The sequence below is a fragment of the Pseudoalteromonas sp. S1650 genome (assembly GCF_005887195.1).
In the GTDB taxonomy this organism is placed as follows: Bacteria; Pseudomonadota; Gammaproteobacteria; order Enterobacterales; family Alteromonadaceae; genus Pseudoalteromonas; species Pseudoalteromonas simplex.
Genome location: NZ_PNDF01000031.1, coordinates 21056 through 46462, shown reverse-complemented (window position 1 = coordinate 46462; position 25407 = coordinate 21056). Strand labels below are relative to the sequence as shown.

Annotated in this window: 22 protein-coding genes; 4 read left to right on the top strand and 18 right to left on the bottom strand. The window is 40.4% G+C overall.

Annotated features, from left to right (window positions below):
- Position 1 precedes the first annotated feature (1 nt).
- From CWB80_RS11325 to sdhC, 5 genes are all read right to left on the bottom strand, one after another.
- Entirely contained in the window at positions 2-2821 is a 2820-nt protein-coding gene (locus tag CWB80_RS11325) for a 2-oxoglutarate dehydrogenase E1 component (protein ID WP_138600672.1), read from the bottom strand.
- A gap of 84 nt (positions 2822-2905) precedes the next feature.
- Positions 2906-3622 (bottom strand): succinate dehydrogenase iron-sulfur subunit, encoded by a 717-nt coding sequence (locus CWB80_RS11320; protein WP_054551369.1) that lies wholly within the window; start codon positions 3620-3622, stop codon positions 2906-2908.
- Positions 3623-3632: 10 nt separating this feature from the next.
- Entirely contained in the window at positions 3633-5405 is a 1773-nt protein-coding gene (gene sdhA / locus CWB80_RS11315; protein WP_054551370.1) for a succinate dehydrogenase flavoprotein subunit, read from the bottom strand.
- Positions 5406-5753 carry a succinate dehydrogenase, hydrophobic membrane anchor protein gene (gene sdhD / locus CWB80_RS11310; RefSeq protein WP_054551371.1) on the bottom strand — a complete coding sequence of 116 codons (348 nt, stop codon included), beginning with the start codon at positions 5751-5753 and terminating at the stop codon, positions 5406-5408.
- A complete protein-coding gene (sdhC, locus tag CWB80_RS11305; protein WP_082389167.1) occupies positions 5744-6121 on the bottom strand; it encodes a succinate dehydrogenase, cytochrome b556 subunit in 378 nt (125 codons plus the stop codon). Before sdhC ends, sdhD begins: the two co-directional genes overlap by 10 nt.
- A gap of 408 nt (positions 6122-6529) precedes the next feature.
- Here sdhC and CWB80_RS11300 point away from each other — a divergent pair, with 408 nt between their 5' ends.
- From CWB80_RS11300 to CWB80_RS11290, 3 genes are all read left to right on the top strand, one after another.
- Positions 6530-7816, top strand: a complete 1287-nt coding sequence (locus CWB80_RS11300) for a citrate synthase (RefSeq protein ID WP_054551373.1) — start codon at positions 6530-6532, stop codon at positions 7814-7816.
- Between the two features lie 111 nt (positions 7817-7927).
- The gene (locus CWB80_RS11295; protein ID WP_138600670.1) at positions 7928-9142 is read left to right on the top strand and encodes an aminotransferase class V-fold PLP-dependent enzyme; all 1215 of its coding nucleotides are present in this window, start codon (positions 7928-7930) and stop codon (positions 9140-9142) included.
- Between the two features lie 13 nt (positions 9143-9155).
- Positions 9156-9569, top strand: a complete 414-nt coding sequence (locus tag CWB80_RS11290; protein ID WP_054551375.1) for a SufE family protein — start codon at positions 9156-9158, stop codon at positions 9567-9569.
- Between the two features lie 3 nt (positions 9570-9572).
- Here CWB80_RS11290 and tcdA read toward each other — a convergent pair whose 3' ends face one another.
- The 7 genes from tcdA to CWB80_RS11255 are packed head-to-tail and all read right to left on the bottom strand — an operon-like array spanning position 9573 to position 16907.
- Complete coding sequence (gene tcdA, locus CWB80_RS11285) at positions 9573-10367, bottom strand: tRNA cyclic N6-threonylcarbamoyladenosine(37) synthase TcdA (protein WP_138600668.1); 795 nt, start codon at positions 10365-10367, stop codon at positions 9573-9575.
- Positions 10368-11042 carry a TIGR01621 family pseudouridine synthase gene (locus CWB80_RS11280; RefSeq protein WP_138600666.1) on the bottom strand — a complete coding sequence of 225 codons (675 nt, stop codon included), beginning with the start codon at positions 11040-11042 and terminating at the stop codon, positions 10368-10370. It lies immediately after the preceding gene.
- Between the two features lie 2 nt (positions 11043-11044).
- Positions 11045-11800, bottom strand: a complete 756-nt coding sequence (kdsB, locus tag CWB80_RS11275) for a 3-deoxy-manno-octulosonate cytidylyltransferase (RefSeq protein ID WP_138600664.1) — start codon at positions 11798-11800, stop codon at positions 11045-11047.
- Entirely contained in the window at positions 11788-11985 is a 198-nt protein-coding gene (locus tag CWB80_RS11270) for a Trm112 family protein (RefSeq protein ID WP_036968654.1), read from the bottom strand. Before CWB80_RS11270 ends, kdsB begins: the two co-directional genes overlap by 13 nt.
- Positions 11975-12952, bottom strand: coding sequence for a tetraacyldisaccharide 4'-kinase (gene lpxK, locus CWB80_RS11265; RefSeq protein ID WP_138600662.1), 978 nt, complete (start codon positions 12950-12952; stop codon positions 11975-11977). The genes CWB80_RS11270 and lpxK overlap by 11 nt, the downstream gene beginning before the upstream one ends.
- Positions 12952-14694, bottom strand: coding sequence for a lipid A export permease/ATP-binding protein MsbA (gene msbA / locus CWB80_RS11260; protein WP_138600660.1), 1743 nt, complete (start codon positions 14692-14694; stop codon positions 12952-12954). The genes lpxK and msbA overlap by 1 nt, the downstream gene beginning before the upstream one ends.
- Positions 14695-14753: 59 nt before the next feature.
- Entirely contained in the window at positions 14754-16907 is a 2154-nt protein-coding gene (locus CWB80_RS11255) for a DNA internalization-related competence protein ComEC/Rec2 (protein WP_138600658.1), read from the bottom strand.
- 96 nt (positions 16908-17003) lie between these two features.
- On the opposite strand from CWB80_RS11255, the gene CWB80_RS11250 reads away from it, so the two are divergent.
- The gene (locus CWB80_RS11250) at positions 17004-17513 is read left to right on the top strand and encodes a DUF2062 domain-containing protein (RefSeq protein WP_054551382.1); all 510 of its coding nucleotides are present in this window, start codon (positions 17004-17006) and stop codon (positions 17511-17513) included.
- 78 nt (positions 17514-17591) lie between these two features.
- Here the strand turns inward: CWB80_RS11250 and CWB80_RS11245 are convergent, their stop codons facing one another.
- From CWB80_RS11245 to pyrD, 6 genes are all read right to left on the bottom strand, one after another.
- Positions 17592-19337: a DUF3466 family protein gene (locus tag CWB80_RS11245; protein WP_138600656.1), complete on the bottom strand. Its 1746-nt coding sequence runs from the start codon at positions 19335-19337 to the stop codon at positions 17592-17594.
- A gap of 11 nt (positions 19338-19348) precedes the next feature.
- Positions 19349-21259 (bottom strand): ATP-binding cassette ATPase Uup, encoded by a 1911-nt coding sequence (gene uup / locus CWB80_RS11240; protein WP_138600654.1) that lies wholly within the window; start codon positions 21257-21259, stop codon positions 19349-19351.
- Between the two features lie 14 nt (positions 21260-21273).
- Positions 21274-21507 (bottom strand): glutaredoxin family protein, encoded by a 234-nt coding sequence (locus CWB80_RS11235; RefSeq protein ID WP_054551385.1) that lies wholly within the window; start codon positions 21505-21507, stop codon positions 21274-21276.
- On the bottom strand, positions 21500-23617 hold the full coding sequence (rlmKL, locus tag CWB80_RS11230) for a bifunctional 23S rRNA (guanine(2069)-N(7))-methyltransferase RlmK/23S rRNA (guanine(2445)-N(2))-methyltransferase RlmL (protein ID WP_138600652.1): 2118 nt from the start codon (positions 23615-23617) through the stop codon (positions 21500-21502). Before rlmKL ends, CWB80_RS11235 begins: the two co-directional genes overlap by 8 nt.
- Before the next feature lie 78 nt (positions 23618-23695).
- Positions 23696-24226 carry a cell division protein ZapC domain-containing protein gene (locus CWB80_RS11225; protein WP_138600650.1) on the bottom strand — a complete coding sequence of 177 codons (531 nt, stop codon included), beginning with the start codon at positions 24224-24226 and terminating at the stop codon, positions 23696-23698.
- 120 nt (positions 24227-24346) lie between these two features.
- Positions 24347-25357: a quinone-dependent dihydroorotate dehydrogenase gene (gene pyrD, locus CWB80_RS11220; RefSeq protein ID WP_054561585.1), complete on the bottom strand. Its 1011-nt coding sequence runs from the start codon at positions 25355-25357 to the stop codon at positions 24347-24349.
- Between the last annotated feature and the right edge of the window lie 50 nt (positions 25358-25407).

The following is a 25407-nucleotide window of genomic DNA, read 5'->3' as shown; positions in this document are numbered from 1 at the left end:
CTTATCCTTTCTTTTCAATAGTAAGCGCATCTGCAACGAGCGCTTGTTGTTCTTTATTATGCACTGACATGTAACCACACGCTGGTGATGCTGATGCTTTACGACCTGCGTAAGTTAATTTAGCACCGGCTGGGATTGCATCAACAAAGTGGTGTTGAGAACAATACCATGCACCTTGGTTTTGTGGCTCTTCTTGACACCAAACAAAATCTTTAACGTGTTGGTAACGCTGCATGATTGTATCCATCTCAGCGTGTGGGAATGGATATAATTGTTCTACACGAACAATAGCAATGTTATTTAATTCTTGCTTACGACGCTCTTGTAGTAGCTCGTAGTAAACTTTACCGCTACAGAATACAACGCGTTCTACTTTATCTGCTGCAATATCATCGATTTCATCGATCATATTGTGGAACACACCTTCAGATAACTCTTCAAGTGAAGATGTTGCCAACGGGTGACGAAGTAGCGACTTAGGCGTCATAACAATCAATGGACGACGAAGTGGACGTACAGATTGACGACGAAGCATTGCATAAACTTGCGCAGGTGTTGAAGGAACACATACTTGCATGTTGTGATCAGCACACAACTGTAAGAAACGCTCTAAACGTGCCGAGCTATGCTCAGGACCTTGACCTTCATAACCGTGTGGAAGTAAACATGTAAGACCACATAAACGGCCCCACTTCTGCTCACCTGAACTTAAGAATTGGTCAAATACAACTTGTGCACCGTTAGCGAAGTCACCAAATTGTGCTTCCCACATTACAAGTGACGTAGGTTCAGCTGTTGCGTAACCATATTCAAATGCAAGTACCGCTTCTTCAGAAAGAACTGAGTCATACACTTCAAATGCACCTTGCTTTTCGCTGATATTTTGCAGCGGCAAGTATGTTGATGCATCTTTTTGGTTATGAACAACAGCATGACGGTGGAAGAATGTACCACGGCCTGAATCTTGACCAGTTAAACGGATATCTGTACCTGCATCAACAAGGGTTGCATAAGCAAGTGTTTCAGCCATACCCCAATCAAGTGGTTTTTCACCTGTTGCCATTAGCTTACGGTCGTCATAGATTTTCTTAACGCGCGACTGTGCTTTGTGGCTTTCTGGGAAGCTTGCTACTTTTTCGCCAAGCTCTTTTAACTTTTCAACCGATACTGTTGCATCGTACTCAACATCCCAATCGTGACCAACAAACTTAGCCCAATCAGAAGAGTGTGATGTTTCTAGTTGAATTTCTTCAACAACACAGTTGCCTTTGTCTAAACCGTTACGGTAATCATCAGCAAGTGCTTTTACTTCATTTTCTGAGAATGAACCTTCAGCAACTAATTGGTCTGCGTAAATTAGACGAGGTACTGGATGCTTTTTGATTTTTTGGTACATAAGTGGTTGAGTCGCGTTCGGCTCATCCGCTTCGTTATGACCATGACGGCGATAACATACTAAATCAATCACTACATCACGTTTAAACTGGTTTCTGAAATCAAGTGCGATTTGAGTAACAAATGCAACCGCTTCAGGATCGTCAGAGTTAACGTGGAAAATTGGTGCCTGAACCATTTTCGCAATATCAGTACAGTATGGTGTAGAACGTACATCAGACTGTTTAGACGTTGTGAAACCAACTTGGTTATTTACAACGATACGGATACTACCACCACAACTAAATGCATTAGTTTGCGATAAGTTAAATGTTTCTTGTACAACACCTTGACCTGCGATTGCAGAGTCACCGTGAATAGTAATTGGTAATGCTTTAATACCTGACTTATCACCTAGACGGTCTAAACGAGCACGTACCGAACCCATAACCACTGGGTTAACGATTTCTAAGTGAGACGGGTTAAATGCAAGTGCCATGTGCACGTTGCCACCCTTAGTTGCAAAGTCAGATGAATAACCCATGTGATATTTAACATCACCTGAGCCTAATGTGTCTTTGTGTTTACCAGCGAACTCATCGAATAATTCTGATGGGTTTTTACCTAAAACGTTCACTAGTACGTTCAAGCGACCGCGGTGAGCCATACCAATAACAGCTTCTTTTTGTCCGCTTTCACCTGCACGATGAATTAGTTCTTTAAGCATTGGTACTAACGCATCACCACCTTCAAGTGAGAAACGTTTTGCACCAGGGAACTTAGCCCCTAAATATTTTTCAAGACCATCTGCAGCTGTTAATCCTTTGAGGATACGTAGCTTTTCTTCTTTAGAGAACGTTGGACGTGATTGCACTGATTCTAAACGTTGTTGTAACCAACGCTTTTCTTCAGTTGAAGTGATGTGCATATACTCAGCACCAACCGACCCACAATAAGTCGTTTTGAGTGCTTGATATAGCTCACCTAATGGCATGGTTTCGCGACCGACAGCAAACGAACCCACATTGAATTCACGGTCAAAATCAGCTTCAGATAAATCGTGGTACTCTAATTCTAGATCACGAACACGTTCGCGTTGCCAAATACCTAATGGATCTAGGTTGGCATTTTGGTGACCACGGAAACGGAAAGCATTAATAAGTTGTAGCACCTTGACCTGTTTAGGATCACCAGAGCCACCCTCTGCTACCACTACTTCTCTATGCTTGTTTTTAGCAAGCTGTGCAAATTGTGAACGAACTTCTGAATGTTTAACGTCAACATCCACACCATCAACTTTTGGTAATTGTTCGAACACTTCTCGCCATTCTTCTGGCACAGAAGTCGCATCATCTAAGTACGCTTCATAAAGCTCTTCTACGTAAGCAACGTTACCGCCGTTTAAGTGAGAAGATTCTAGCCATGCCTTCATCACACCTTCGTGCATTTATAAGCCCTTTTCTTTAGCGCAGAAATTAATTGTTGTAAAAACAAGGTGGTTAATCACTTAACCACCTTACATATTCAAGCTTTAAACAGCGCGGTTTAAAAGCATTGATTTGATTTGTCCAATTGCTTTGGTCGGGTTAAGACCTTTTGGACACACGCTAACACAGTTCATGATACTGTGACAACGGAACACGCTGAACGCATCGTCAAGGTCAGCAAGACGCTCTTCAGTCGCTGTATCGCGGCTATCAGCCAAGAAACGATACGCATGAAGAAGGCCCGCAGGACCGATGAACTTGTCTGGATTCCACCAGAACGAAGGACACGATGTTGAACAACATGCACATAAGATACACTCATATAAGCCATCTAACTTATCACGTTCTTCGATTGACTGAAGACGCTCACCCGCCGCAGGCGTGTCGTTGATTAGGTAAGGCTTAACTTTTTCGTATTGAGTGTAGAACTGACTCATGTCAATAACAAGGTCACGTACCACAGGTAAACCTGGTAATGGGCGAATTACGATTTTACCTTTGCCACCTTTAAGTAGCGTAGATAAAGGCGTGATACACGCTAAACCATTTTTACCATTCATGTTGATACCGTCTGAACCACACACACCTTCACGGCATGAACGACGGAATGATAATGTTGGATCTTGCTCCTTCAATTGCATAAGGGCATCCAATACCATCATATCTTGGCCTTCTTGCGTTTCTAGCGAGAAGTCCTGCATACGTGGTGCATTATCAACATCTGGATTGTAACGATAAACCGAAAATTGTACTTGTGCCATCGTCTCGCTCCTAGTATGTACGTGCTTTAGGTGGGAAAGCTTCACGCAGTTTCGGCGCGTAGTTTACATCACGTTTGCTCATTTCTTCGCTCTTAGGATCGTAGATTGAGTGACATAACCAGTTTTCGTCATCACGATCTGGGAAGTCAAAACGAGAGTGTGCACCACGGCTTTCTGTACGGAAGTTTGCAGCTACTGCTGTTGAGTAAGCTGTTTCCATCAAGTTATCAAGCTCTAGACATTCGATACGTGCAGTGTTGAACTCAGTCGACTTGTCGTCAAGACGAGCGTACTGAAGACGTTCACGAATTTCTTTAAGCTCTTTAAGACCTGTTGCCATTGCATCACCTTCACGGAATACCGAGAAGTTAAGTTGCATACACATTTGTAGGTCTTTCTTGATTTGTACTGGGTCTTCACCTTGGCCAGCTTTAGAGCTTTCCCAACGGTTAAAGCGCGCAAGTGATGCTTCAAGGTCTGAATCAGACGCATCTTTACCTGCTTCAACACCGTTAAGGTACTTACCTAAGAAGTTACCAGCTGCGCGGCCGAATACAACTAAGTCAAGTAGTGAGTTACCACCTAGGCGGTTAGCACCGTGTACAGATACACATGCAATCTCACCAACAGCGAATAAACCTTCAACTACTTTCTCTTGGCCGTTTGCATCAATTTGTAATGCTTGACCATTTACGTTAGTTGGAACACCACCCATCATGTAGTGACATGTTGGGATAACTGGAATTGGCTCTTTTGCCGGATCAACGTGTGCGAATGTTTTCGCAAGGTCACATACGCCTGGAAGACGTAAGTTAAGTGTTTCTTCACCTAAGTGGTCAAGCTTAAGCTTGATGTGTGGACCGTAAGGACCATCGCAACCACGACCTTCACGGATCTCAGTCATCATTGAACGAGCAACAACGTCACGAGACGCTAAGTCTTTTGCATTTGGAGCGTAACGTTCCATGAAGCGTTCGCCGTCTTTATTTAGAAGGTAACCACCTTCACCACGACAACCTTCAGTTACAAGTACACCGGCACCGGCGATACCTGTTGGGTGGAACTGCCACATTTCCATATCTTGCATTGCAACGCCAGCGCGTGTAGCCATACCAACACCGTCACCAGTGTTGATGTGTGCATTCGTTGTCGATGCATAGATACGGCCTGCACCACCTGTTGCTAAAACAACAGCTTTTGATTTGAAGTAAACAACTTCACCAGACTCGATGTCGATTGCTGTACAACCAACAACGTGACCGTCGCTGTTTTTAACTAAATCTAGTGCGTACCACTCAGAGAATACGTTAGTTTTGTTTTTAACGTTCTGTTGGTATAAACAGTGTAATAGCGCGTGACCTGTACGGTCAGCTGCTGCTGCAGTACGTGCAGCCTGTTCACCACCAAAGTTTTTCGACTGGCCGCCGAAAGGACGTTGATAAACACGGCCATTTTCAAAACGAGAAAATGGTAAGCCCATGTTTTCTAATTCAGTAATAGCTTCTGGGCCTGTTTTACACATATATTCGATAGCGTCTTGGTCACCGATAAAATCGGAACCTTTAACAGTATCGTACATGTGCCATTCCCAGTTATCTTCATGTGAGTTACCCAGCGCAACCGTAATACCACCCTGTGCAGACACAGTGTGAGAACGTGTAGGGAAAACTTTTGAGATAAGTGCACAGGTTTTGCCTGATTCAGTGATAGCTAGTGCTGCGCGCATACCCGCACCACCGGCACCAATCACTACAGCGTCAAATTCACGAACAGAATAATTCACTTAAACACCCCATAAAACGATTAGACCAATTGCTACGTAAGCAACAGCCATAAGGTTTAATACAAAGCCTAAAACAGCACGTAATTTAGCGCATTTAACATAGTCAGTAAGAACTTGCCAAAGGCCGATACGGGTGTGAACCATGATGCAAACTAGGGTAATTAAGGTAAACCCTTTCATTGCTAGGTTAGAGAATAGGCCTTGCCAGGCTTCGAAAGTGACTTCTGGCGTACATAAAAAATAGCCGATAATAAAAATCGCGTAAGCGCTGATTATTAATGCTGTTGCACGTAGTGATACGAAATCTTGTACACCATCACGTTTAAGAGTTGCTTGATTTAAAACCATATCCACACTCCTGCTAGAATTGCAGCTACAACACCTAAAGCTAATGCAACTTTAGCGCTGAAGTTACCTGATTCAAGTTCTTCCCAGTGACCCATGTCCATAATGATATGACGGATACCACCAATTAAGTGATACGCCAATACAGAAATGGTGCCCCATGCTATGAATTTGGCAATGAATCCGCTGAACAGACCCTTGACGAATTCAAAACCTTCTGCAGAAGAAAGAGACTCAGACCAAGCCCAAATGACAAACGTTAAAGCAAAAAATAATGCAACACCGGTGACGCGGTGTAAAATTGATGCTTTAGCCGTTGCCGGCATAGATATAGTTGTTAGATCTAGATTTACAGGTCTTTGCTTTTTCACAGTTACTTGCCCATCTTGCCCTTATCGGGCTCATCTACTTGTTTTTCTAAAACCCATCAAAATGAATTTCGATGGAACTATCTAAGTAAACCGTGTTGATACACAAAAAGTTCACACTTATGCAAAACTCAAATGTAAAAATAAAGTTTACCTACAGACAATACGGTATAAAACCTTGGATAGTATATATAGCCAAAGGTCTTTTTACAATTCTTGTTTAGTAAGAGACGTTTGCGAATTAGCCAATAGTATAATATTTAATCCTGACAGAATATTTATTATCCATTTGTGCATAATGTTTATAAAAATTGACTTTATACCCCTCTTTCACGTTAAAATGAAAAGAATGTGCTTAAACAGATTCAGAACATAACAATCAGAGTTGTTATCTTAATAGGAGATAAATAGATGGCGGATAAGAAAGCCACGGTCCATATTGATGGTCTTGATCCAATCGAACTTCCAATTTACCAAGGCACTGCTGGCCAAGACGTAATCGACGTACGTACGTTAGGTTCACACGGTCACTTCACTTACGACCCAGGTTTCATGTCGACCGGTTCTTGTGAATCTTCAATCACTTACATCGATGGCGGCAAAGGTGTTCTATTACACCGTGGTTACCCAATCGAGCAATTAGCTGATGAATCAAACTACATCGAGCTTTGCTACTTACTATTAAACGGCGAATTACCGACTAAAGAACAATACGAAGCGTTTGCTCAAGAAATCACGCACAACACAATGCTTGATACTAAAATCGCAAACTTCTTCCAAGGTTTCCGCTTTGACGCTCACCCAATGGCAATGCTGTGTGGTGTTGTAGGTGCTCTTTCTTCTTTCTACCACGAAGATTTAGACATCACTGACGCAACACAACGTAAAACAAGCGCAATCAAGCTAGTTGCTAAACTACCAACTATCGCTGCGATGGCTTACAAATACAATGTAGGTCAACCGTTTGTTTACCCACGTAACGACTTAAGCTTCGCTGAAAACTTCTTACACATGATGTTCTCAGTACCTGCTGAAGAATACAAAGTAAGCCCTGTTCTTGCTAAAGCAATGGACAAAATCTTCATGCTTCACGCTGACCATGAGCAAAACGCATCAACGTCAACTGTTCGTCTAGCTGGTTCTTCAGGTGCTAACCCTTACGCGTGTATCGCGGCTGGTATCGCATCTCTATGGGGCCCTGCGCACGGTGGTGCTAACGAAGCATGTCTTAACATGTTAGAAGAAATTGGCTCTGTTGACCGTATCGACGAGTACGTTGCTAAAGCGAAAGATAAGTCTGATCCTTTCCGTCTTATGGGCTTTGGTCACCGTGTATACAAAAACTTCGACCCACGTGCGACAGTAATGCGTCAAACATGTCACGAAGTACTTGCAGAGCTAAACATTCAAGATCCACTTCTTGATATCGCTATGAAGCTTGAGCAAATTGCACTTGAAGACCCATACTTCGTTGAGAAGAAACTTTACCCTAACGTAGATTTCTACTCAGGTATCATCTTAAAAGCAATCGGTATTCCAACAAGCATGTTCACTGTAATCTTTGCAATGTCACGTACTGTTGGTTGGATCTCTCACTGGGATGAGATGCTTTCTCAACCTGGTCACAAGATCAGCCGTCCTCGTCAGTTATACACTGGTGAAACTTCACGCGATTACGTACCAACAGACAAACGTTAATACGAATTTGCGTTTAAAAAAGGCCGCTATGCGGCCTTTTTTGTTGCCCTGCACTTGTCTATTTGTGCAAAGTAATTAAAATCGTCGCATTCTTGCTGTTAAGGGCCTTCCATGTTCGACATTGCTAAAATACGTGCTGACTTTCCAATACTGAATGAAACAGTCAATGAGCAGCCTTTGGTGTATTTAGACTCAGCGGCTACCTCGCAAAAGCCACAGGCAGTTATTAATGCTCTTAGCCGATTTTATAGCCATGAGAACGCCAATGTGCACCGCGGCCGTCATACTTTCAGTGAAAACGCGACACGCAACTATGAACAAACCCGAACGCTACTTGCAGATTATTTTTCTGTAAAAAGTAATGAGATAGTGTGGACCAAAGGCGCAACCGAATCGATTAATTTAATCGCAAATGGTCTGGCTTCGAGGCTTAACCCTGGCGATAAAATTGCCCTATCAGCCATTGAACACCACGCCAACATAGTCCCTTGGCAACAATTATCACAACGCACCGGTGCAGAAGTCATTATTTTGCCGATAGAAAATGATTTAACTATTAATAGCGTGCACTGTAGTGAATTTATCAAACAACAAGAGCCTAAAATTGTCGCTATTACCCATGCATCAAATACCCTTGGTAATATTACTGATTTAGCGCCGATCATTAACGCATGTAAGGCCATTAATGCTATATCTATTGTTGACGGTGCGCAGGCTGCGATGCATTTACGCCCTAATTTACAAGAAATTTCCTGTGATTTTTACGTGTTTTCTGCCCATAAAATGCTCGGGCCGACAGGTTTAGGAGGCCTATATGGCCGATTTGAGCTGTTAAATTCGCTCGATGTATATCAAACCGGTGGCGAAATGATCGAAACAGTGAACCTAACACACAGCACTTTTCGTGATGCGCCGGGTAAATTTGAAGCAGGAACACCCAATATTGCAGGTGTCATTGCCTTTACTGAGGCAATAAATTATTTAACATCGTTAGATTTTCAGCAAATGCGTCAACATGAGCATACAGTTTTTGACTATGCGATAAAACAATTATCAGCTATCGATGGTATTAATATCTATTCAAACCAAATACATAACATTGGTAACATTAGTTTTAATTATCGCGATGAACATCCGTTTGATTTAGCCACCCTACTGGATGGATTTGGTGTTGCGGTACGTAGTGGCCATCATTGTACGCAACCTATTATGAGCCATTTAGGCATACCAGGTACTGTAAGAGCAAGTTTTGCGTTATATAACAATAAAGCTGATGTCGATGCCTTTATCAGTGCCGTTAAAAGTAGTATCGAATTATTAGATTAATTTTGGATAAGTTATGAATTCAGCGTTTGAAGCCGTTAGTAAAAACATTGAAACAGCTGCTGGCTGGCAGCAAAAATATCGTCAAATAATGCTTTTAGGTAAGCAATTACCTGTTATGCCTGAAGTGCTCAAAGTAGATGATGCCCTAGTTAAAGGCTGTGAAAGTAAAGTGTGGCTATATATCGACTTTGATCATACAGAAAATAGCCTGGTTTTAGCGGGCGATTCAGATACTCGCATCGTTAAAGGGCTATTGGCTTTAATTTTAGCCTTATACAATGGTCTAACACCGGAGCAAGCGGCGCAAATTAATGCCTATGATGAATTTGAACGACTCGGTCTAATTAGCCATTTGAGCCCTTCTCGTGGGAATGGTATTAAAGCCATGGTTGATAAAATTCAAACCATGGCTGAACAAAAACAATAAGTTTTATAAACTACGCTGTTTTTTATCGAGGTATTTTCTAATCGCTTTGGCTGCAACAAAAAAGCCAAAGCTGCCTGTTACCATGGTTGCAGAGCCAAAACCATTATTACAGTCCATATTCATTGAACCATCTGCACCTTGTTTTGCTTGGCAAACCTCACCTTCGGAGGTTGGATATACAAGCTGCTCTGTAGAATAAACACAATCGACGTTAAATTTTCGCTTTGGATTGCTACTAAAGTTGTACTGTTTTCGCAAAATATAACGTACTTTTGCAAGCAATGGATCATGAGTTGTCTTTGCAACGTCACCAAAACTGATTTGACTAGGGTCGGTTTGCCCGCCTGCTCCTCCGGTGGTAATAACCGGTAGTTTTATGCGTTTACAGTGAGCAATAAGCGCAGCTTTTTCTTTTACAGCATCAATACAATCAATTACATAGTCAAAGCCTTTAATATGCTCACGAATGTTATCTAGCGTAATGAAATCGTCAATAACATTAATTTTGATATCTGGGTTTATCAACTCACAACGTGTTTTCATCGCTTCTACTTTTGCTTCGCCTACGGTGCCAGTTAAAGCATGAATTTGACGATTAACATTGGTTGCACAAATATCATCTAAATCAATGAGGGTTAGTTGCCCTACACCCGTTCGAGCCAATGCTTCAGCAGCCCAACTACCTACGCCACCAATACCAATGACACAAAAATGTGCTTGTTGTAACCAATCAAATTGTTGATGACCATATAAACGTTTAATGCCACCAAAACGGATGTCTTGTGTTGTTTCTTTCATTTACCAATCCAACGTCCAAGGAGCTGTCCACTCTTTGAATTCGTCTGAGTTAAAAACTTCATTAAGATGAGCACCTAAAGTGTAATCGCATCGATATTCTTTAAGCTGCCCTTTATAGCTAAATTGTAGTGCATAGGCATGCAAGTTTGTGCGCTCGTCTTCACTACCCGCATAGGTACTATCACCTAGAATTGGCGCACCTAAGCTTTTCATTGCGACTCTAAGCTGATGTGTTTTACCAGAGAATGGCTTTAACAAGTATGCACGAAGCCCTGGTCGAATACTTTTTGAATAAAAGCGTGTGATAGCAGGATTCGCTTGGCTCTTTAACAGCTTAAATGCACCACGACGACTTTTTTGCATATCCCCTTTTATCCAACCTTGCTTTTTCTTAGGCTTAGCATCACTCACTGCGAGATAAAACTTATTTATTTTATGATCAGAAAATAGTGAAGTGAATTCGGCTGCAGCTTCTTTGTTACGGGCTAATATAATTAAACCTGATGTTACTTTATCTAGCCGATGAACCGGGTAGAGCTTCTCATTAACAAGCTCTTCAGCAAGTACGACAAAACCAGCACATTGTTCACTATGAAAGCTCACACCTGCTGGTTTATAAAAAACAAAGAAGTCATCTTCACTGGCATGAAGATGAACATTGTTTACATCATGCATTTTTAGTTGCCAAGCACTGCAATAACGCGCGCTAAGTCTTCAGGGGTATCTACGCCTGCTTGCGGTGCACACAGAGCTTTTGCGATTTTAATTTTGTGACCATGATAAAGTACGCGAAGCTGCTCTAATGACTCTAAAAGCTCTAATCGAGATTCTGGTAACTCGATGTAGTCTTTAATGAAGCCAGCACGATAAGCATAAATACCAATATGGCGCGCAAAATCAGCAAGATTTAGCTTCTCTCGGTCATCATTCATCATCGCATCACGGTGATAAGGGATAGGCGAGCGCGAAAAATACAGTGCGTTGTTGTCTGCATCGTTAATGACTTTTACGCAATTGGGATTAAATATATCGTCTATCTCATCAATGCTGGTGCTCAATGTCGCCATTGGCGCATCAGAATCAGCAAGTAGCATGGCAACTTGAGATACATTTTCGCTTGCCAGTAAAGGCTCATCACCTTGCACATTGACTACAATAGTGTCACTTTCAAGCTTTAACTGTTCAACTACTTCAGCTAAACGCTCTGTGCCTGATTGGTGATCTTCACGTGTCATCAATACATTATCAGTAAACTTCTTTACTGCATCAAACACTGTTTGATGATCAGTCGCTACATAAACTTGTGATGCACCTGACGCAACTGCTTTTTCATAAACATGTTGGATCATTGGTTTACCACAAATATCAGCAAGTGGTTTACCTGGTAAACGCGTCGATGAGTAGCGAGCTGGGATAACGACTACGAATTCCACTTATCAACCTCTTCTTGGCTTAATTCACGGGCTTCATTTTCTAAAAGCACCGGGATATCGTCTTTGATTGGGTACGCTAGTTTCGCAGCGGTACTGATAAGCTCTTGATTTTCTTTGTCAAGACGTAATTTACCTTTACACACTGGGCAAGCGATAATTTCAAGTAATTTTGTATCAAAGGCCATTGAGGATCCCTTTTTGTTTTAATAATAAATTAAGTTTTTCGATAACTGCTGCTGTTGGCTTTGCATCAACAGGTAAATAATACCAATTTGGTTTAGCAAAACTAAAGCATTTAACGGCATCTTTTTCTGTCATAAATACAGCGTCATCTGCAAAATCGCTGAAGTCATTTGCTTGGTAGGCATAATGATCACGAAAATGATGAGTAGATAGTAAGTTAATGCCTTGCTGCTCAAGACTTATTTCAAAGCGTTTGGGGTTACCAATAGCACTGACCGCATGGCCTTTCTCTTGAACTGAATTGGCGAGTTCTGAATTACTCACGGTTCGAAATGGGCTTGATGCTAAATCATAGCGGCTTTGTGCGTTGCCACCATTTTCTATGACTAAATCAACCGATTTTAAGCGCGCTTTGGTTTCACGAAGTGGACCTGCAGGCATTAATAAACCGTTACCAAATTGGCGTTCACTATCAACAATACAACATTCGATATCACGCGCCATTTTATAATGCTGCATGCCATCATCAGAAATAATGACATCGATATCATGTTGCTCTAACTTTTTTATACTAGCTTGTCGGTCAGGGCCAACCATTACAACACAGCCTAGGCGGCGTTTAATAAGTACAGGTTCGTCACCTGCTTGCGTTGTCGTCGTTTGTTCTGTCACTAACAGTGGATACGAATCAGACTGACCACCGTAGCCACGGCTGATCACAGCCACTTTTAAACCTTGCTGCTGTAAGTACTCAGCAAGCCAAATAACAAAGGGCGTTTTGCCGTTTCCACCCACACTAATGTTACCAACAACAATGACAGGAACATGCGCTTTAAAAGCCTTAAGTATATTTAGCTTATAAAACAAAGCACGAAGCGTTGAGATAAGCCAAAAAAGCACACTCAAAGGCAAGAGTAAAATGCTTAATAAACCTGGCTTTTTATACCAGCTTTTTTCAATAACACTCACTACTGCTCACCAAACTGCATCTTACATAACGCACTATAGGTACCGTCTTTTTCAAGTAGCTCGCCATGCGTGCCCTTTTCGATAACTTGACCATGGTCGATGACATAAATGCAATCACTGTTTTCTATTGTTGATAAACGGTGTGCTATCACAATCGATGTTTTTTCTTTCATTAAGCTATCAAGTGCTTGCTGGATTAGTTTTTCAGATTCAGTATCAAGCGCAGATGTCGCCTCATCAAGAATCAAAATAGGGGCATCTTTTAATATTGCACGTGCTATGGCTATTCGCTGACGCTGACCGCCTGATAACATAACGCCATTTTCACCCACCATGGTATCTAAACCTTCTGGTAAGTCTTTAACAAACTCCCAAACATGGGCTTGCTTAGCAACCGCCATTAACTCCTCGTTTGTTAATTCGCGGTCAAGGCCATAGCAAATATTATTCGTGATGGTGTCGTTAAATAAAACCACTTGCTGTGAAACCAGTGCAAATTGCTTACGTAAGTCTGTCAGTTTGTAATCAGCAATGTTGACGCCATCAAGCAAAATTTCACTGTCACCTTCAAGCTCATAATAACGCGGCAATAAATTTGAGATGGTCGATTTACCTGAGCCAGAACGGCCAACCAATGCTATGCTTTCGCCGGCATTAATCGAAAGTGATAAATTCTTTAATACAGGTTCATCTTTCGTTGGGTATTTAAAGGTCACATTGTTCACTTCAATTTTCCCAGTTACTTTAGCAACGCTGTAGGTGCCTGTGTCTTTTTCTACCTCTTCATCAAGTACCAAAAAGATACTTTGCGCTGCAGAGATACCACGTTGTAAATCGCTATTAACGTTTGAAAGTTGCTTAAGTGGACGCAGTAACATCATCATTGATGAAATTAGTAATACGAAGTCACCTGAACTGATGGTATCAATCATTGACGGCATAGACACAACCCACAAAATCACCGCCATCGCGCTTGCTGCCAAAATTTGGATAACAGAAACGCTTAACGCTTTAGTTGCATCCATTTTAATGCGCTGCTGACGATTATGATTATTAATAGCCGAGAATTGCGATATCTCTTGCTGTTGACCACCAAAGCCATGTATCACTTTATGACCAGATAGCATTTGCTCTGAGCTGCGAGTTACTTGGCCCATAGCAGATTGGATTTTTTTCGAAATCATACGAAAGCGTTTCGATACAAAGGCAACGATCACGGCCACAAGCGGAATAATAACTAAAAATATTAGTGATAGCTTCCAGCTGGTATAAAACATATTAAAAAGTAAGAAAACAACAAACGCCCCTTCTCTAACAACAATTAACAGGGCTTTGGTAATGGCTTGTTGAACCTGCTCAGTATCAAAGGTGATTTTAGAGATTAAATCGCCATTTGAATTTTTATCATGAAAAGACACCGGCAGATGTAAAATATGTTCGAATAATTGTTGGCGCAACGTTCTTACAACTTGAGAGCCAACATAACTTAAACAGTACGACGACATATAGTTAAACATGCCACGACCTAATACCAATGCAATCACAACAAATGGTGCATAAGTTAAAACATCAGTGTTACGATCATTTAAACCTTCATCAATGAAGGGCTTCATTAAATTGATAAACAATGCATCCATGGCTGAATAGCCAATCATGCCTACAATGGCGAAAAACGCGATTAACTTATAATCACCCACATAACTGATTAATCGCTTATAGATTTGGGATGTAGTTTGATCCATAACACTCTCTTATTCATAGACTTCGACTATTGTAGCCTTTAGGGGGTAAAAACAAAACGTCAATCTTGTTCGAACCAATAACTTTCCTGCTCTCGCGCAAATTCTAAGCGATACGTATCTGAATAAAATTTTATGCGTATATGGCCATACTTTGCCGTCGATAACTGCTGTATATGGTGTTGGTTATAACGATTTACAACCTCTGGGTGAGGAAAGTGCCATTGCCCTTGGTAAGCAGATGAATGGATAACTACTTCAGGATTTACTGCATCTATAAATTCATAACTTGACGAGGTATTACTACCATGATGGGGGCTTATTAAAATAGTCGCTCGTAAATCCACCTCCTCTTCAACAAGTTTAGCTTCTGCCGCTGCTGATATATCTCCAGTTAGTAAAAGTGAATAATTAAAACCTGTTACTTTTAATAAGCAAGATTGGTCATTGCGACTCGCTTTTTCTACCTTTGCTGTAAAACTTCTGATATTAAGCTCAGCAAGTTTGATGGTGGTTGTTTTGCACTTATTTAACACCCCCTGAGGATGAAAAGTAGCTAAAGTGTGTTGATAGCCAGCCTCTTTCCAACTGGCTAAACCGCCAGAATGATCGTTATCTAAGTGGCTTATTATGGTGGCAATCACAGATAGCTGCTGTTTATTGATGTTGTTAAGTAATACGCGGTGTACATAATCATAACGGCCAAAATACTGTGGGCCTAAATCATAAATTATCGCTTTATTTTTGCTTCTTACCATCACCATTAAGCCATGCCCGACATCAAACACATCCAACTGAAACTTAGCTTCTGACTGTAATTTACTATCAACGGCATATATACAAACAGGAATTAAACACACATATTTATTAGGGCTAAAGTACAACAGCAGAAGTGTTATGTAACTGATGATCAATAATGAGAAATTAAACTCATTGAACGACAACCAACGCCAGTCATTAGGGATAGAAAGCAATAGTTGATAACTAAAATACAGGGCAATGTCGATAAGTGATAACAGACCTGAAATATCCAGTAGGCTAGAAATCAGACTATAAAAAATCAACAAAGGCAATAACAGCACACCAACCAAGGGCACAGCAATAAGGTTAATCAATAAACCTATCACGCTAGTACCTGAGAAGTAATATAAGGATAGCGGTAGTAAACCAACAAATAAAGCGCATTGAACTTGCAGTAGCTGTACAAAACGCTTTAAAAATCTAAGTGACAAATTAATTGTTTTTTTAGTCAGTAGAAAGATGATCGTAACGGCCAAAAAACTGAAATAGAGCCCAGGATTCAACAGCGTAAATGGGTCTATAAACAACACCACACTCAAGGCGTACAAAATTGAACGCCAACGCACTGGGTTTTTTCCTAAGTTATAGATTACAAGGTAACAGCCTAACATTAGCAGCGCCCGGCTTGCAGAAACTATAAAATCACTTAAGTAAACATAAACGAGCGAGCAACTGAACCCTATTACAACAAATAGCTTATTTAATTGAATTGATTGGCTTACACGAAAGTGACTCACTCTTAGCAGCCACTTACTACTATAAAAACCGACTGCGAAGATAAGTCCGATATGAAGACCCGAAATAGCAAGTAGATGAGACAATCCTAATTCACGCAAGTGCTTTTTATCTTCATAACCTATTTTACTTTTGTCACCGGTTAAAAGCGCATAATAAAGCCATTGTAATTGGGTGTTTGCCGTAATTTTATCAATATAAGTGCGGTAACTCACACGCAGGGAGTCATATTGATGATGATTTAAATAGCTTATCTCTCCTACGCTTCGGCCTTTATAAAATACTCGCTCAAATAATGCTTGCCGCTCTCTATTAAAACTGTAGAAATTTTTTACTGACCGATAAGGTTTAAGTTTGAGTACTGCGCTTAATTCATCTCCACTAGTAACTGGTTTATCTGAAGTAATGCTGAGCATTGCATTAGGAGCAGGTCGGATGCTTGTAGGGCAAGATTCAATATGTTTCAGACTTGCTTTAATGTAGTAAGGGCTTTGTTCACTGTATGTTTCAACTACCTCAAATCGAACTAATCGGCTTTGTTGATAATCTATTTTGCAGTCAGAGATTGAGTAAAAGATGAAGTAATGAAAAATCACTACCAAAATAGCGCAAATAAACCCTGACAATAGAGTTAAAAAAGGCTTAAAATAGGCACCTGCTAGCAATACAGCAAAACTCATTATATAAAACGCCGCAGTGCCAAATGTATATAGGGTGAAAAAACAGCCTATGACAAAGCCGCTGCATAACCAAATAGATGTAAATGGTTGCTTTAAATGGCTAAGAAAACGATCCAACGCTTTTTACCAGATCATAACAAGGTAAAAGAACACAAGTATTTAAGAATTTTTGGTCGTTTATTGCATGATGCCAATTTATGGCACTTAAATAGACGCTCAGCACGTGGTGCATTTGCGGTTGGTTTATTTTTTGCGTTCATCCCTGTTCCTTTTCAAATGGTTCTTGCAGCCGCCCTGGCTATTCCATTTCGAGTAAATTTACCGATTTCTGTTGCAACCGTGTGGATCACGAACCCACTAACCATGCCTCCTATTTTCTATTGTTCATATATTGTAGGCACGATTGCCCTTGCTCAGCCACAACAGCACTTCCAATTTGAACCAAGCTGGCAATGGTTTATAGATAGCCTTACAACAATTGGCCCAGCCTTTTTAGTTGGCTCACTTATTTGTGCTACTGCAGCTGCTATCATCGGTTATTTTGCTACCGACATGCTTTGGAAACGCTCAGTCCGAAAAGCATGGATACATCGCCATAAAAAATAACTGATTTCAGTATAGACAAAAAACCCAGCTTAAAGCTGGGTTTTTAATATTGATTAGTAAGTCTCGATTACGAAACGATTACTTTTTAAAGAAGCGACGTGCAGCTGCAAATGGTAATAGCAATAAAGCATACCATGGGAAGCTTGCTGATTGACGCTCGTATTGTTCAATCTCTTCTGCAGGACATTCTTCAACACTGCCATCAATTGGTGTTAACTTAACAGCAACAGCAATACTTTCATATTCGATATTGCCATCAACATCAACTACAACATTACCGAATGAATCTGTCTTTTCAACAGTTTTAGTCGCAACACCAAAGATTTCATTATTGTTGTTAATTGATTTCGCTTCAGCAATCGTATATTTAAAGCGAGTCTCACCATCTTCTTCATAACAAGGTAACAAGTCATTGAGATTAACTATAGAATCATCACCCACCGTATAAATAAAGCCTTCTCTACGACGAGTAGTGGTGTTATAGATATCTGTTTCACCTTCACCAACAATAATACCGTTATCATTAATATCGTTTGCAACTGAGCTAGAGCTAGAGAAATAATCGGATGGGAAAACTACACTATCGCTTTTTTTATCATAATAAAAAAACTTAGTGCGTGTTGCTGTGTCAATTCTTTTAGCAGCATAACCAACAATAATATCATTATTATTTACAGCTAAAGCTTGTCCCGAAGTCCAATCATCGTCTTGGTCTATAAACTGTTTTACTTCACCATTTTCAAAGATAACTGGCATTGTAATTCTAGTATCGGTGTCTTTGTAACGAACATCTGATGTACCCACAATTAAACCTGAGTCGTTCAGAGTTATTGCGTTGCTACGAAAAGCGAAATCTTCATCATCTTCTGGTGTTAAACCTAAACCATACAATTCTGTATTAGTGATGTTTAAAGAGCTATCTAACGTCCACTTAACAGCACGCTTGTTAAAAATACCCGCCGTATAGCTTCGATTGTATGTTTCGACACAGTCTGAGACTGGTTCATCTTCACCATCACAGTTATCAGTAATATCATCGAGAGGATCAACTGCGATATCAATTGAAACACTACCTACAACCTCATAGCCGTTAGTTGTTTTGATAATATCATTTGCTGTACTAATACCGCCGTACTCGTCGAACTCTGGTGCAAGTTCAACTTTTACACCGTCTTCTGTAATTACAATAGCACGACTAATAAAATCTCTTAAGAAATGTGTTTCCTCTTCATCTTCATCAGTTTGTGTAAACGATGTTTTTTCATATGGGGCACTCCCCCAACCAACCATAACACCATCATCACTAACTGCATTTAGGATGTTCGTAGTTGAACGCGTTAAGCCATCATAATCTAGTGATTGCTCATCGAATAATACCTGTTCCGAAACACCCTCGGAGCCGTATATCGTCGCAGCTACACTTGATAGTTTCTGATACTCTGAATTAGTTAAACGGTTAGATTGAGTGTCTGTAATAAAATCAATCATAAACTGATGGGCATCAGCATTGGTATTCACTGCATCATTATTTTCAATATCATCTAATGTAAAAGTAATCTCTTTGTCTATTGATTCAAAATATGATTCACGAGCATCATAGGCATTTTTGATAGCAGAGTCTGTAAAATCAATATATGAGATATCAATTGGTAACCTATAAAGAGAATTGGCTATACCTATAATATGACCATTCTCACTGACATCTGTTACGTAATTATGTTTTGCTCCGTCTAGCCCACCTAATTCTTCTAATTTATAGGTTGCGCTCATCGCTGAGGTACTTAGGGTGGCTAAAATACTGGCAGCGAGTAATTTGTATTTCATTTTAATCCTTACTACTGATTCTTTAAATCTTCGAGTTCTTCCCAGCGCTCAAAAGCGACTTCAAGCTCAGACTCTAACTCGGCTAAATGGTTCAATGCTTCTGTTGTAATTGCAGCATCTTGCTTAAAAAAGTCAGGGTCATTAACCACAACTTGCTGAGCGTCTAACGCTTTTTCAAGTTGTTCCACTTTACTGGGTAATTCTTCTAATTCAAGTTTTAATTTGTAAGAGAGTTTATTACTTTTCTTTGGTGTTTTATCTTGGCTAACAACGGCCGGCTTTTCTTGCTTAATTTGTTGCTGTTGTTGTTTTTCTTGCTCAGCTAAATGAGCTGCATATGCTTCATAGTCGCTATAGCCTCCGACAATGTCAGTGATCTTGCCGTTACCTTCAAATGCCCATACAGAATTACAGGTATTATCAATAAATTCACGGTCATGGCTTACAATCAGCACAGTGCCCTGATATTGGTTGATGATCTCTTCTAAGAGCTCTAAGGTTTCAATATCAAGATCATTGGTTGGCTCATCGAGAACAATAATGTTAGATGGCTTTAAAAATAACTTTGCTAATAATAAGCGGTTTTTCTCACCACCTGAAAGTGCTTTTACTGGCGTACGCGCTCTTGCCGGTGGAAATAAGAAGTCTTGCAAGTAACCAAGTACATGACGTGAGCGCCCGCCCATCATCACTTCTTGCTTACCTTCAGCTACGTTATCTTGTACTGTGGCTTCTTCATCAAGCTTTTGACGATACTGGTCAAAATAAGCAAACTCTAAATTAACACCTTGCTTAACACTGCCGCTATCTGGTGTTAAGTCACCAAATAAAATTTTAAGCAGTGTTGTTTTGCCAATACCATTGGGTCCGACAAGGCCAACACGATCGCCACGCATAACAAGGGTCGAGAAATCTTTCGCGATCACTTTATCTTTAAATGCATGACCGATGTTTTTCGCTTCGAATACTAATTTACCTGAACGATCCGCTGTTTCAATATTGAAATCGGTTTTACCGACCTGATCAACACGCTGCTTACGCTCTTTACGTAACTCTTTTAAAGCGCGCACACGGCCTTCATTACGCGTTCTACGTGCTTTAATACCTTGGCGGATCCACGCTTCTTCTTCTGCTAAGCGTTTATCAAATAGTGCGTTTTGTGTTTCTTCTACTTTTAAATCATGCGCTTTTTGCTCAAGGTACGTCGCGTAATCGCCAGGGTACGAAACCAGCTTACCACGGTCTAAGTCAAGAATACGGGTTGCAACTGCTCGAATGAATGCACGGTCGTGAGAAATAAAAACGATACCGCCTTTAAACTCTTTTAAAAACTGCTCAAGCCAAATAACACTACTCATATCTAAGTGGTTGGTAGGCTCATCAAGTAGCAGTAAATCGGGTTCACTAACCAAGGCTCTTGCAAGCGCAACTTTACGTAACCAACCACCTGATAATGATTCAAGCTTGGCTTCTGGGTCTAGCTCTAAACGAGATAAAACGAGCTGAATACGGGTATCAAAGCGCCAGCCATCAACAGTTTCTAATTGATTAGATAAACGCTCTAATTTGTTGAGCAATTTATCGTTATAGTCTGTTTGCATTTGATTACTAACTTGGTGATATTCTATCAGTAAGTTAGCGATGTCAGGCATACCCTGCGCTACATAATCAAATACTGAGCCTGCCGCCCCTTTTGGTGGATCTTGCTCTAAACGTGAAATGCGAATACCGCCTAATTGGTTGATTTCGCCATCATCCAAAGTCACTTGGCCATCAAGCACTTTTAGTAGTGTTGATTTACCTGCACCGTTTCGACCAACGATACAAACACGCTCTCCTGACTCAATAACGGCATCGGCATCATCTAGTAGCGGATGCGTACCATAAGCGAGTTGAGCTTTGGCTATTCTGATTAAATCCATCGTGATTACTACTCTTATTCTTTATTATCAGCAATAAATTGCGCTAATTGCTCAGCATCAAAAGGCCAAAATAATTTCTCGCCTTGATGAGATTCCACAACCGGAATACTGGTTTGGTAAAGTTCAATCAGCTGTTCACTGTCCATAATGTCTTTTGCTACAAACGAAGCGTTTGCAGCAATTAATAATTCATCGGCCATTTCACACAGATGACAGCCATCAGTGTGGTACAGGGTAAAATTAGCCATGAGTAATAAGCCAGCTATTATGAATTTGCTTATTACGTTTAAAATCTGGTGATAAAGTCTTGTCAGAAATGTTTTCTGCTTTTAAACCCAGACCCATTAGCCCTACTTCATCCATGCTAAAGCCACGCTTATTGTTTGAGAATATAAGCGTACCGTTCGGGCTTAAAATTTTCTTAACCCAGGTAAGTAGTTTGATATGGTCGCGCTGAACATCAAACGCATCTTTCATACGTTTTGAGTTTGAGAACGTCGGTGGATCTAAGAAAATTAAATCATATTGGCCTTGTGCATACTCAAGCCACTTCAAGCAGTCTGCTTGCTCAAAACGATAACGTGTATTGCTGATATCATTCAGGGCAAAGTTTTCTTGTGCCCACTTTAAGTAGGTTTTTGACATATCAACGGTGGTAATGGCTTTAGCACCACCCACAGCAGCATGCACAGATGCACTGCCCGTATAAGCAAACAAGTTTAAGAAACGTTTACCTTGTGCGTTTTGTTGGATATAACGACGAGCTAAACGGTGATCTAAGAACAAACCAGTGTCTAGATAATCAAATAGATTAACTTTGAATTTAGCGCCAAACTCTTCAACGACTTGAGTACGATTTTGTTTTGCTACCTTGGTATATTGTTCTTCACCTTTTTGTTTTTTACGAACTTTAACTGCGATATTTTCTGGTGCGATATTTAACTGCTCTGCAGTCAGGCTGATCACATCTTGCAAACGTTTTTGAGCCGTATTATCGTCGATTTCTTTCGGTGCAGCATATTCAAAAATAACCGCTGAATCATCGTATACATCAACAGCTACGTTATATTCTGGAATATCCGCATCATAAACACGGTAGCAGCTCACTTCATTTTGCTTTAACCAGTTCTTTAAATTTTGCTTATTTTTCTTTAAACGGTTTGCAAAGGCGGTTGAACCTTCAAAGTTAAGAGCTGGCTTATCTTCTTTGCTAAGTTCTACTTGTTTATCGTCTAGTTGGTAAAGATTTAATACAACATCTAACGGGCCATTTTTAAACTTATAGCGTTTTAACTTAACTAACTTTAATAACTTAAATAAGCTTTCGTCAGTGCCAAGTAAAGCAAGTTTCCAATGATTAAAGTGCTTTTTGAAGCCAACACCTAAGCTACGGTGTAAGTTAACCAGCTCAGCCATTGAGCCTAAACGTTCACCATAAGGTAAGTTTGAAATCACCACACCAGGTAGTTTCGCAACGGAGGTTAACTTAGTGGCATCGCTTTGTTTAAACTTAATCACATTAGCAAGGTCTGCACGCTCTGCGTTTTCTTGCGCTTTTGCAATCACACTTCCGTCAATATCATGGCCAATAAGCCAAAGTTTAGGATCTGTAATTTGTGCAGTTAGTTCTGCTTTTAATTCTTTGTACTTTTGAATACGGAAACTAGGCAGGCGCTCAAAGGCAAAACCTTCACGGAATAAGCCCGGTGCTTCATTGCGAGCCATGCTTGCGGCTTCAATTAAAATGGTACCCGAACCACAACATGGATCGAATAAAGGTTGTTGCACGTTTTCAAGCCAACCACTTCTTTTTACAAGAGCAGCAGCTAAATGCTCCTTAATCGGCGCTTTACCTTGATCTTGACGATAACCACGCTCAGATAAACGCGGGCCAGAATAATCGATATAAAGCGCAACACCTTGACGGTTCAATCTTGCTACAACTCGAACGTTGGCATTGTATTTATCAACATCTGGACGTTGTTCGAACAAATCAGCGAAGTAATCAACAATCGCATCTTTTACAACTAGACCTGAAAATTGCGTATTTTTTAAGTCGTTATTTGTACCACTAAAATCAACAGCAAAGGTTTGTTTAGGGCCAAACCACTCCTGCCAAGGCTGCAAGCGTGCGAATTGATAAAGGCTGTCTTTGTCTTTTACGCCTTCTTTTTCTTCTATCAGCATCATGATACGAGTCGCAAAACGGCTCGATAAACAAATCTTTTGTGCTAACAAGCTATCTGCTTCAAAACGTACAGAGCCCACGGTTTGTTTTGAGACTTCGGCACCGAGTGCTGTAAGCTCATCAACAAGTAAATTTTCTATTCCGATAGAAGTAAGTGCGATAAATTGCAAAGTAAAAACCCTTAAATGCTAATTGCACAGGATTATAGCATAGCTTGGCGAACAAAAACGCCAACATTTGCAGGGATATTAGGCTGATTTGAACTGTTTTTGTTGAATATAAACAGGATGGATACGGTTATTTAAAACCTTAATAGCTTCAAACTGTTCAAGAGAAAGGTTTTCGTCTAATTGAAAGTGTTGGCTTAGGTTAATACACACTGAGGCTTCGCTCGAGTGATCAACAATTAAAAACTCACCTTCTTGTGCCTGCGAGCACAATTTAACAACCGCTTCAACACTTGGCTGGCTGCCATGATACTCATGAAAGAACCAACTTTTTGCAAGTACAGGCTTTAAATGAAATTTGACCGCAGTGGCATTTAGCGCGATTTGGCAAAGCTGTGCAGGGTTCCACAGTGAGAATGTTTCGAGGTATTGATAAACTTGCTGATAAAATGCAGCATCTTCAAGGCTAAAGTTTGGCTCTTGTAAAACAGCATCAGTAAGTTGGCGAAGTTTGTAAGGCGTGCACAGTTGCATATCTTGGTCAAGGTCAACCAAAAGACGATTATTTTTCGCACAAGCAAGCCATTTCCATTGCTTAGATGCTTGTAACATGTCTCCTCCCTAACGAATAAATACTGTGCGCTTAATCATAAATTATAACTAAAGCAGACCATTAATAAAATGATTTCTTAGAACATTTTATTAATGATCAATTGCTTAGATAACTGATCCTTATAAGCTATTTAGGATCGTTTTTACCAATTCTGGGCCTTTATAAATGAATCCAGTGTAAACTTGTACAAGGTCTGCACCTGCTGCAAATTTCTCTTTTGCAGAATCCGCATCATCAATACCACCCACACCAATGATAGGTAGTTTACCTTCGGTTAAACGCTTAAGCTCACTAACCACGTGGGTTGAACGCTGACGTACTGGTTGGCCAGATAATCCACCCGCTTCGTTTGCGTATTGTTGACCTTGTACCATCGCGCGCTCAAGCGTGGTATTTGTAGCAATAACACCATCGATCTTATTGTTGATCAATGACTCACTAACTTGGCCAATTTGTACTTCATCAAGATCAGGGGCGATCTTAACTAGCATAGGCACTTGTTTGTTATGTTTAGCAACTAGATCAAGTTGTTCATTCTTTAAGCTTTGCAATAAGTCATCAAGTGCTTCACCATATTGTAAGTCACGAAGACCTGGGGTATTCGGTGAAGAAATATTTACTGTGATGTACGATGCATGCTCAAATACTTTACGCATACAGTGAATGTAATCATCTTTACCCTGCTCGTTAGGTGTATCTTTATTTTTACCAATATTAATACCTAGAATACCGTCATATTTCGCCGCTTTAACATTGTTAACTAGGTTATCAACGCCCTTATTGTTAAAGCCCATGCGGTTAATAATCGCATTTGATTCAGGCAAACGGAAAATTCGCGGTTTATCGTTACCCGCTTGCGGACGTGGTGTAACAGTACCTACTTCTACAAAACCAAAACCCATTTGCGAAAAAGCATCAATACACTCAGCATTTTTATCTAAGCCTGCCGCTAAACCGACTGGGTTCTTAAATTCTAAACCTAGAAAATTAACGGGTTTATTAGGGACAGATTGAGACCACGCAGCACTCAATGGCGTATGAGCAAATCGGCGTAAATTATTAAGTGCAAATTCATGAGCCCACTCCGCATCACGGGTAAACATAAAACGGCGAGCTAGATCATAAAACATGGTTTGTTCCTTAGGTAAAAATAAACAAGGTAGCCGTTTATAAACGGACC

Excerpts from the sequence above, each read along its gene's own strand:
- CWB80_RS11325 (WP_138600672.1), bottom strand. The coding sequence starts at position 2,821 with ATGCACGAAGGTGTGATGAAGGCATGGCTAGAATCTTCTCACTTAAAC.
- CWB80_RS11320 (WP_054551369.1), bottom strand. The coding sequence starts at position 3,622 with ATGGCACAAGTACAATTTTCGGTTTATCGTTACAATCCAGATGTTGAT.
- sdhD (WP_054551371.1), bottom strand. The coding sequence starts at position 5,753 with ATGGTTTTAAATCAAGCAACTCTTAAACGTGATGGTGTACAAGATTTC.
- CWB80_RS11300 (WP_054551373.1), top strand. The coding sequence starts at position 6,530 with ATGGCGGATAAGAAAGCCACGGTCCATATTGATGGTCTTGATCCAATC.
- CWB80_RS11295 (WP_138600670.1), top strand. The coding sequence starts at position 7,928 with ATGTTCGACATTGCTAAAATACGTGCTGACTTTCCAATACTGAATGAA.
- CWB80_RS11290 (WP_054551375.1), top strand. The coding sequence starts at position 9,156 with ATGAATTCAGCGTTTGAAGCCGTTAGTAAAAACATTGAAACAGCTGCT.
- tcdA (WP_138600668.1), bottom strand. The coding sequence starts at position 10,367 with ATGAAAGAAACAACACAAGACATCCGTTTTGGTGGCATTAAACGTTTA.
- CWB80_RS11280 (WP_138600666.1), bottom strand. The coding sequence starts at position 11,042 with ATGCATGATGTAAACAATGTTCATCTTCATGCCAGTGAAGATGACTTC.
- CWB80_RS11270 (WP_036968654.1), bottom strand. The coding sequence starts at position 11,985 with ATGGCCTTTGATACAAAATTACTTGAAATTATCGCTTGCCCAGTGTGT.
- msbA (WP_138600660.1), bottom strand. The coding sequence starts at position 14,694 with ATGGATCAAACTACATCCCAAATCTATAAGCGATTAATCAGTTATGTG.
- CWB80_RS11255 (WP_138600658.1), bottom strand. The coding sequence starts at position 16,907 with ATGAGTTTTGCTGTATTGCTAGCAGGTGCCTATTTTAAGCCTTTTTTA.
- CWB80_RS11250 (WP_054551382.1), top strand. The coding sequence starts at position 17,004 with ATGGCTAAGAAAACGATCCAACGCTTTTTACCAGATCATAACAAGGTA.
- CWB80_RS11245 (WP_138600656.1), bottom strand. The coding sequence starts at position 19,337 with ATGAAATACAAATTACTCGCTGCCAGTATTTTAGCCACCCTAAGTACC.
- uup (WP_138600654.1), bottom strand. The coding sequence starts at position 21,259 with ATGGATTTAATCAGAATAGCCAAAGCTCAACTCGCTTATGGTACGCAT.
- CWB80_RS11235 (WP_054551385.1), bottom strand. The coding sequence starts at position 21,507 with ATGGCTAATTTTACCCTGTACCACACTGATGGCTGTCATCTGTGTGAA.
- CWB80_RS11225 (WP_138600650.1), bottom strand. The coding sequence starts at position 24,226 with ATGTTACAAGCATCTAAGCAATGGAAATGGCTTGCTTGTGCGAAAAAT.
- pyrD (WP_054561585.1), bottom strand. The coding sequence starts at position 25,357 with ATGTTTTATGATCTAGCTCGCCGTTTTATGTTTACCCGTGATGCGGAG.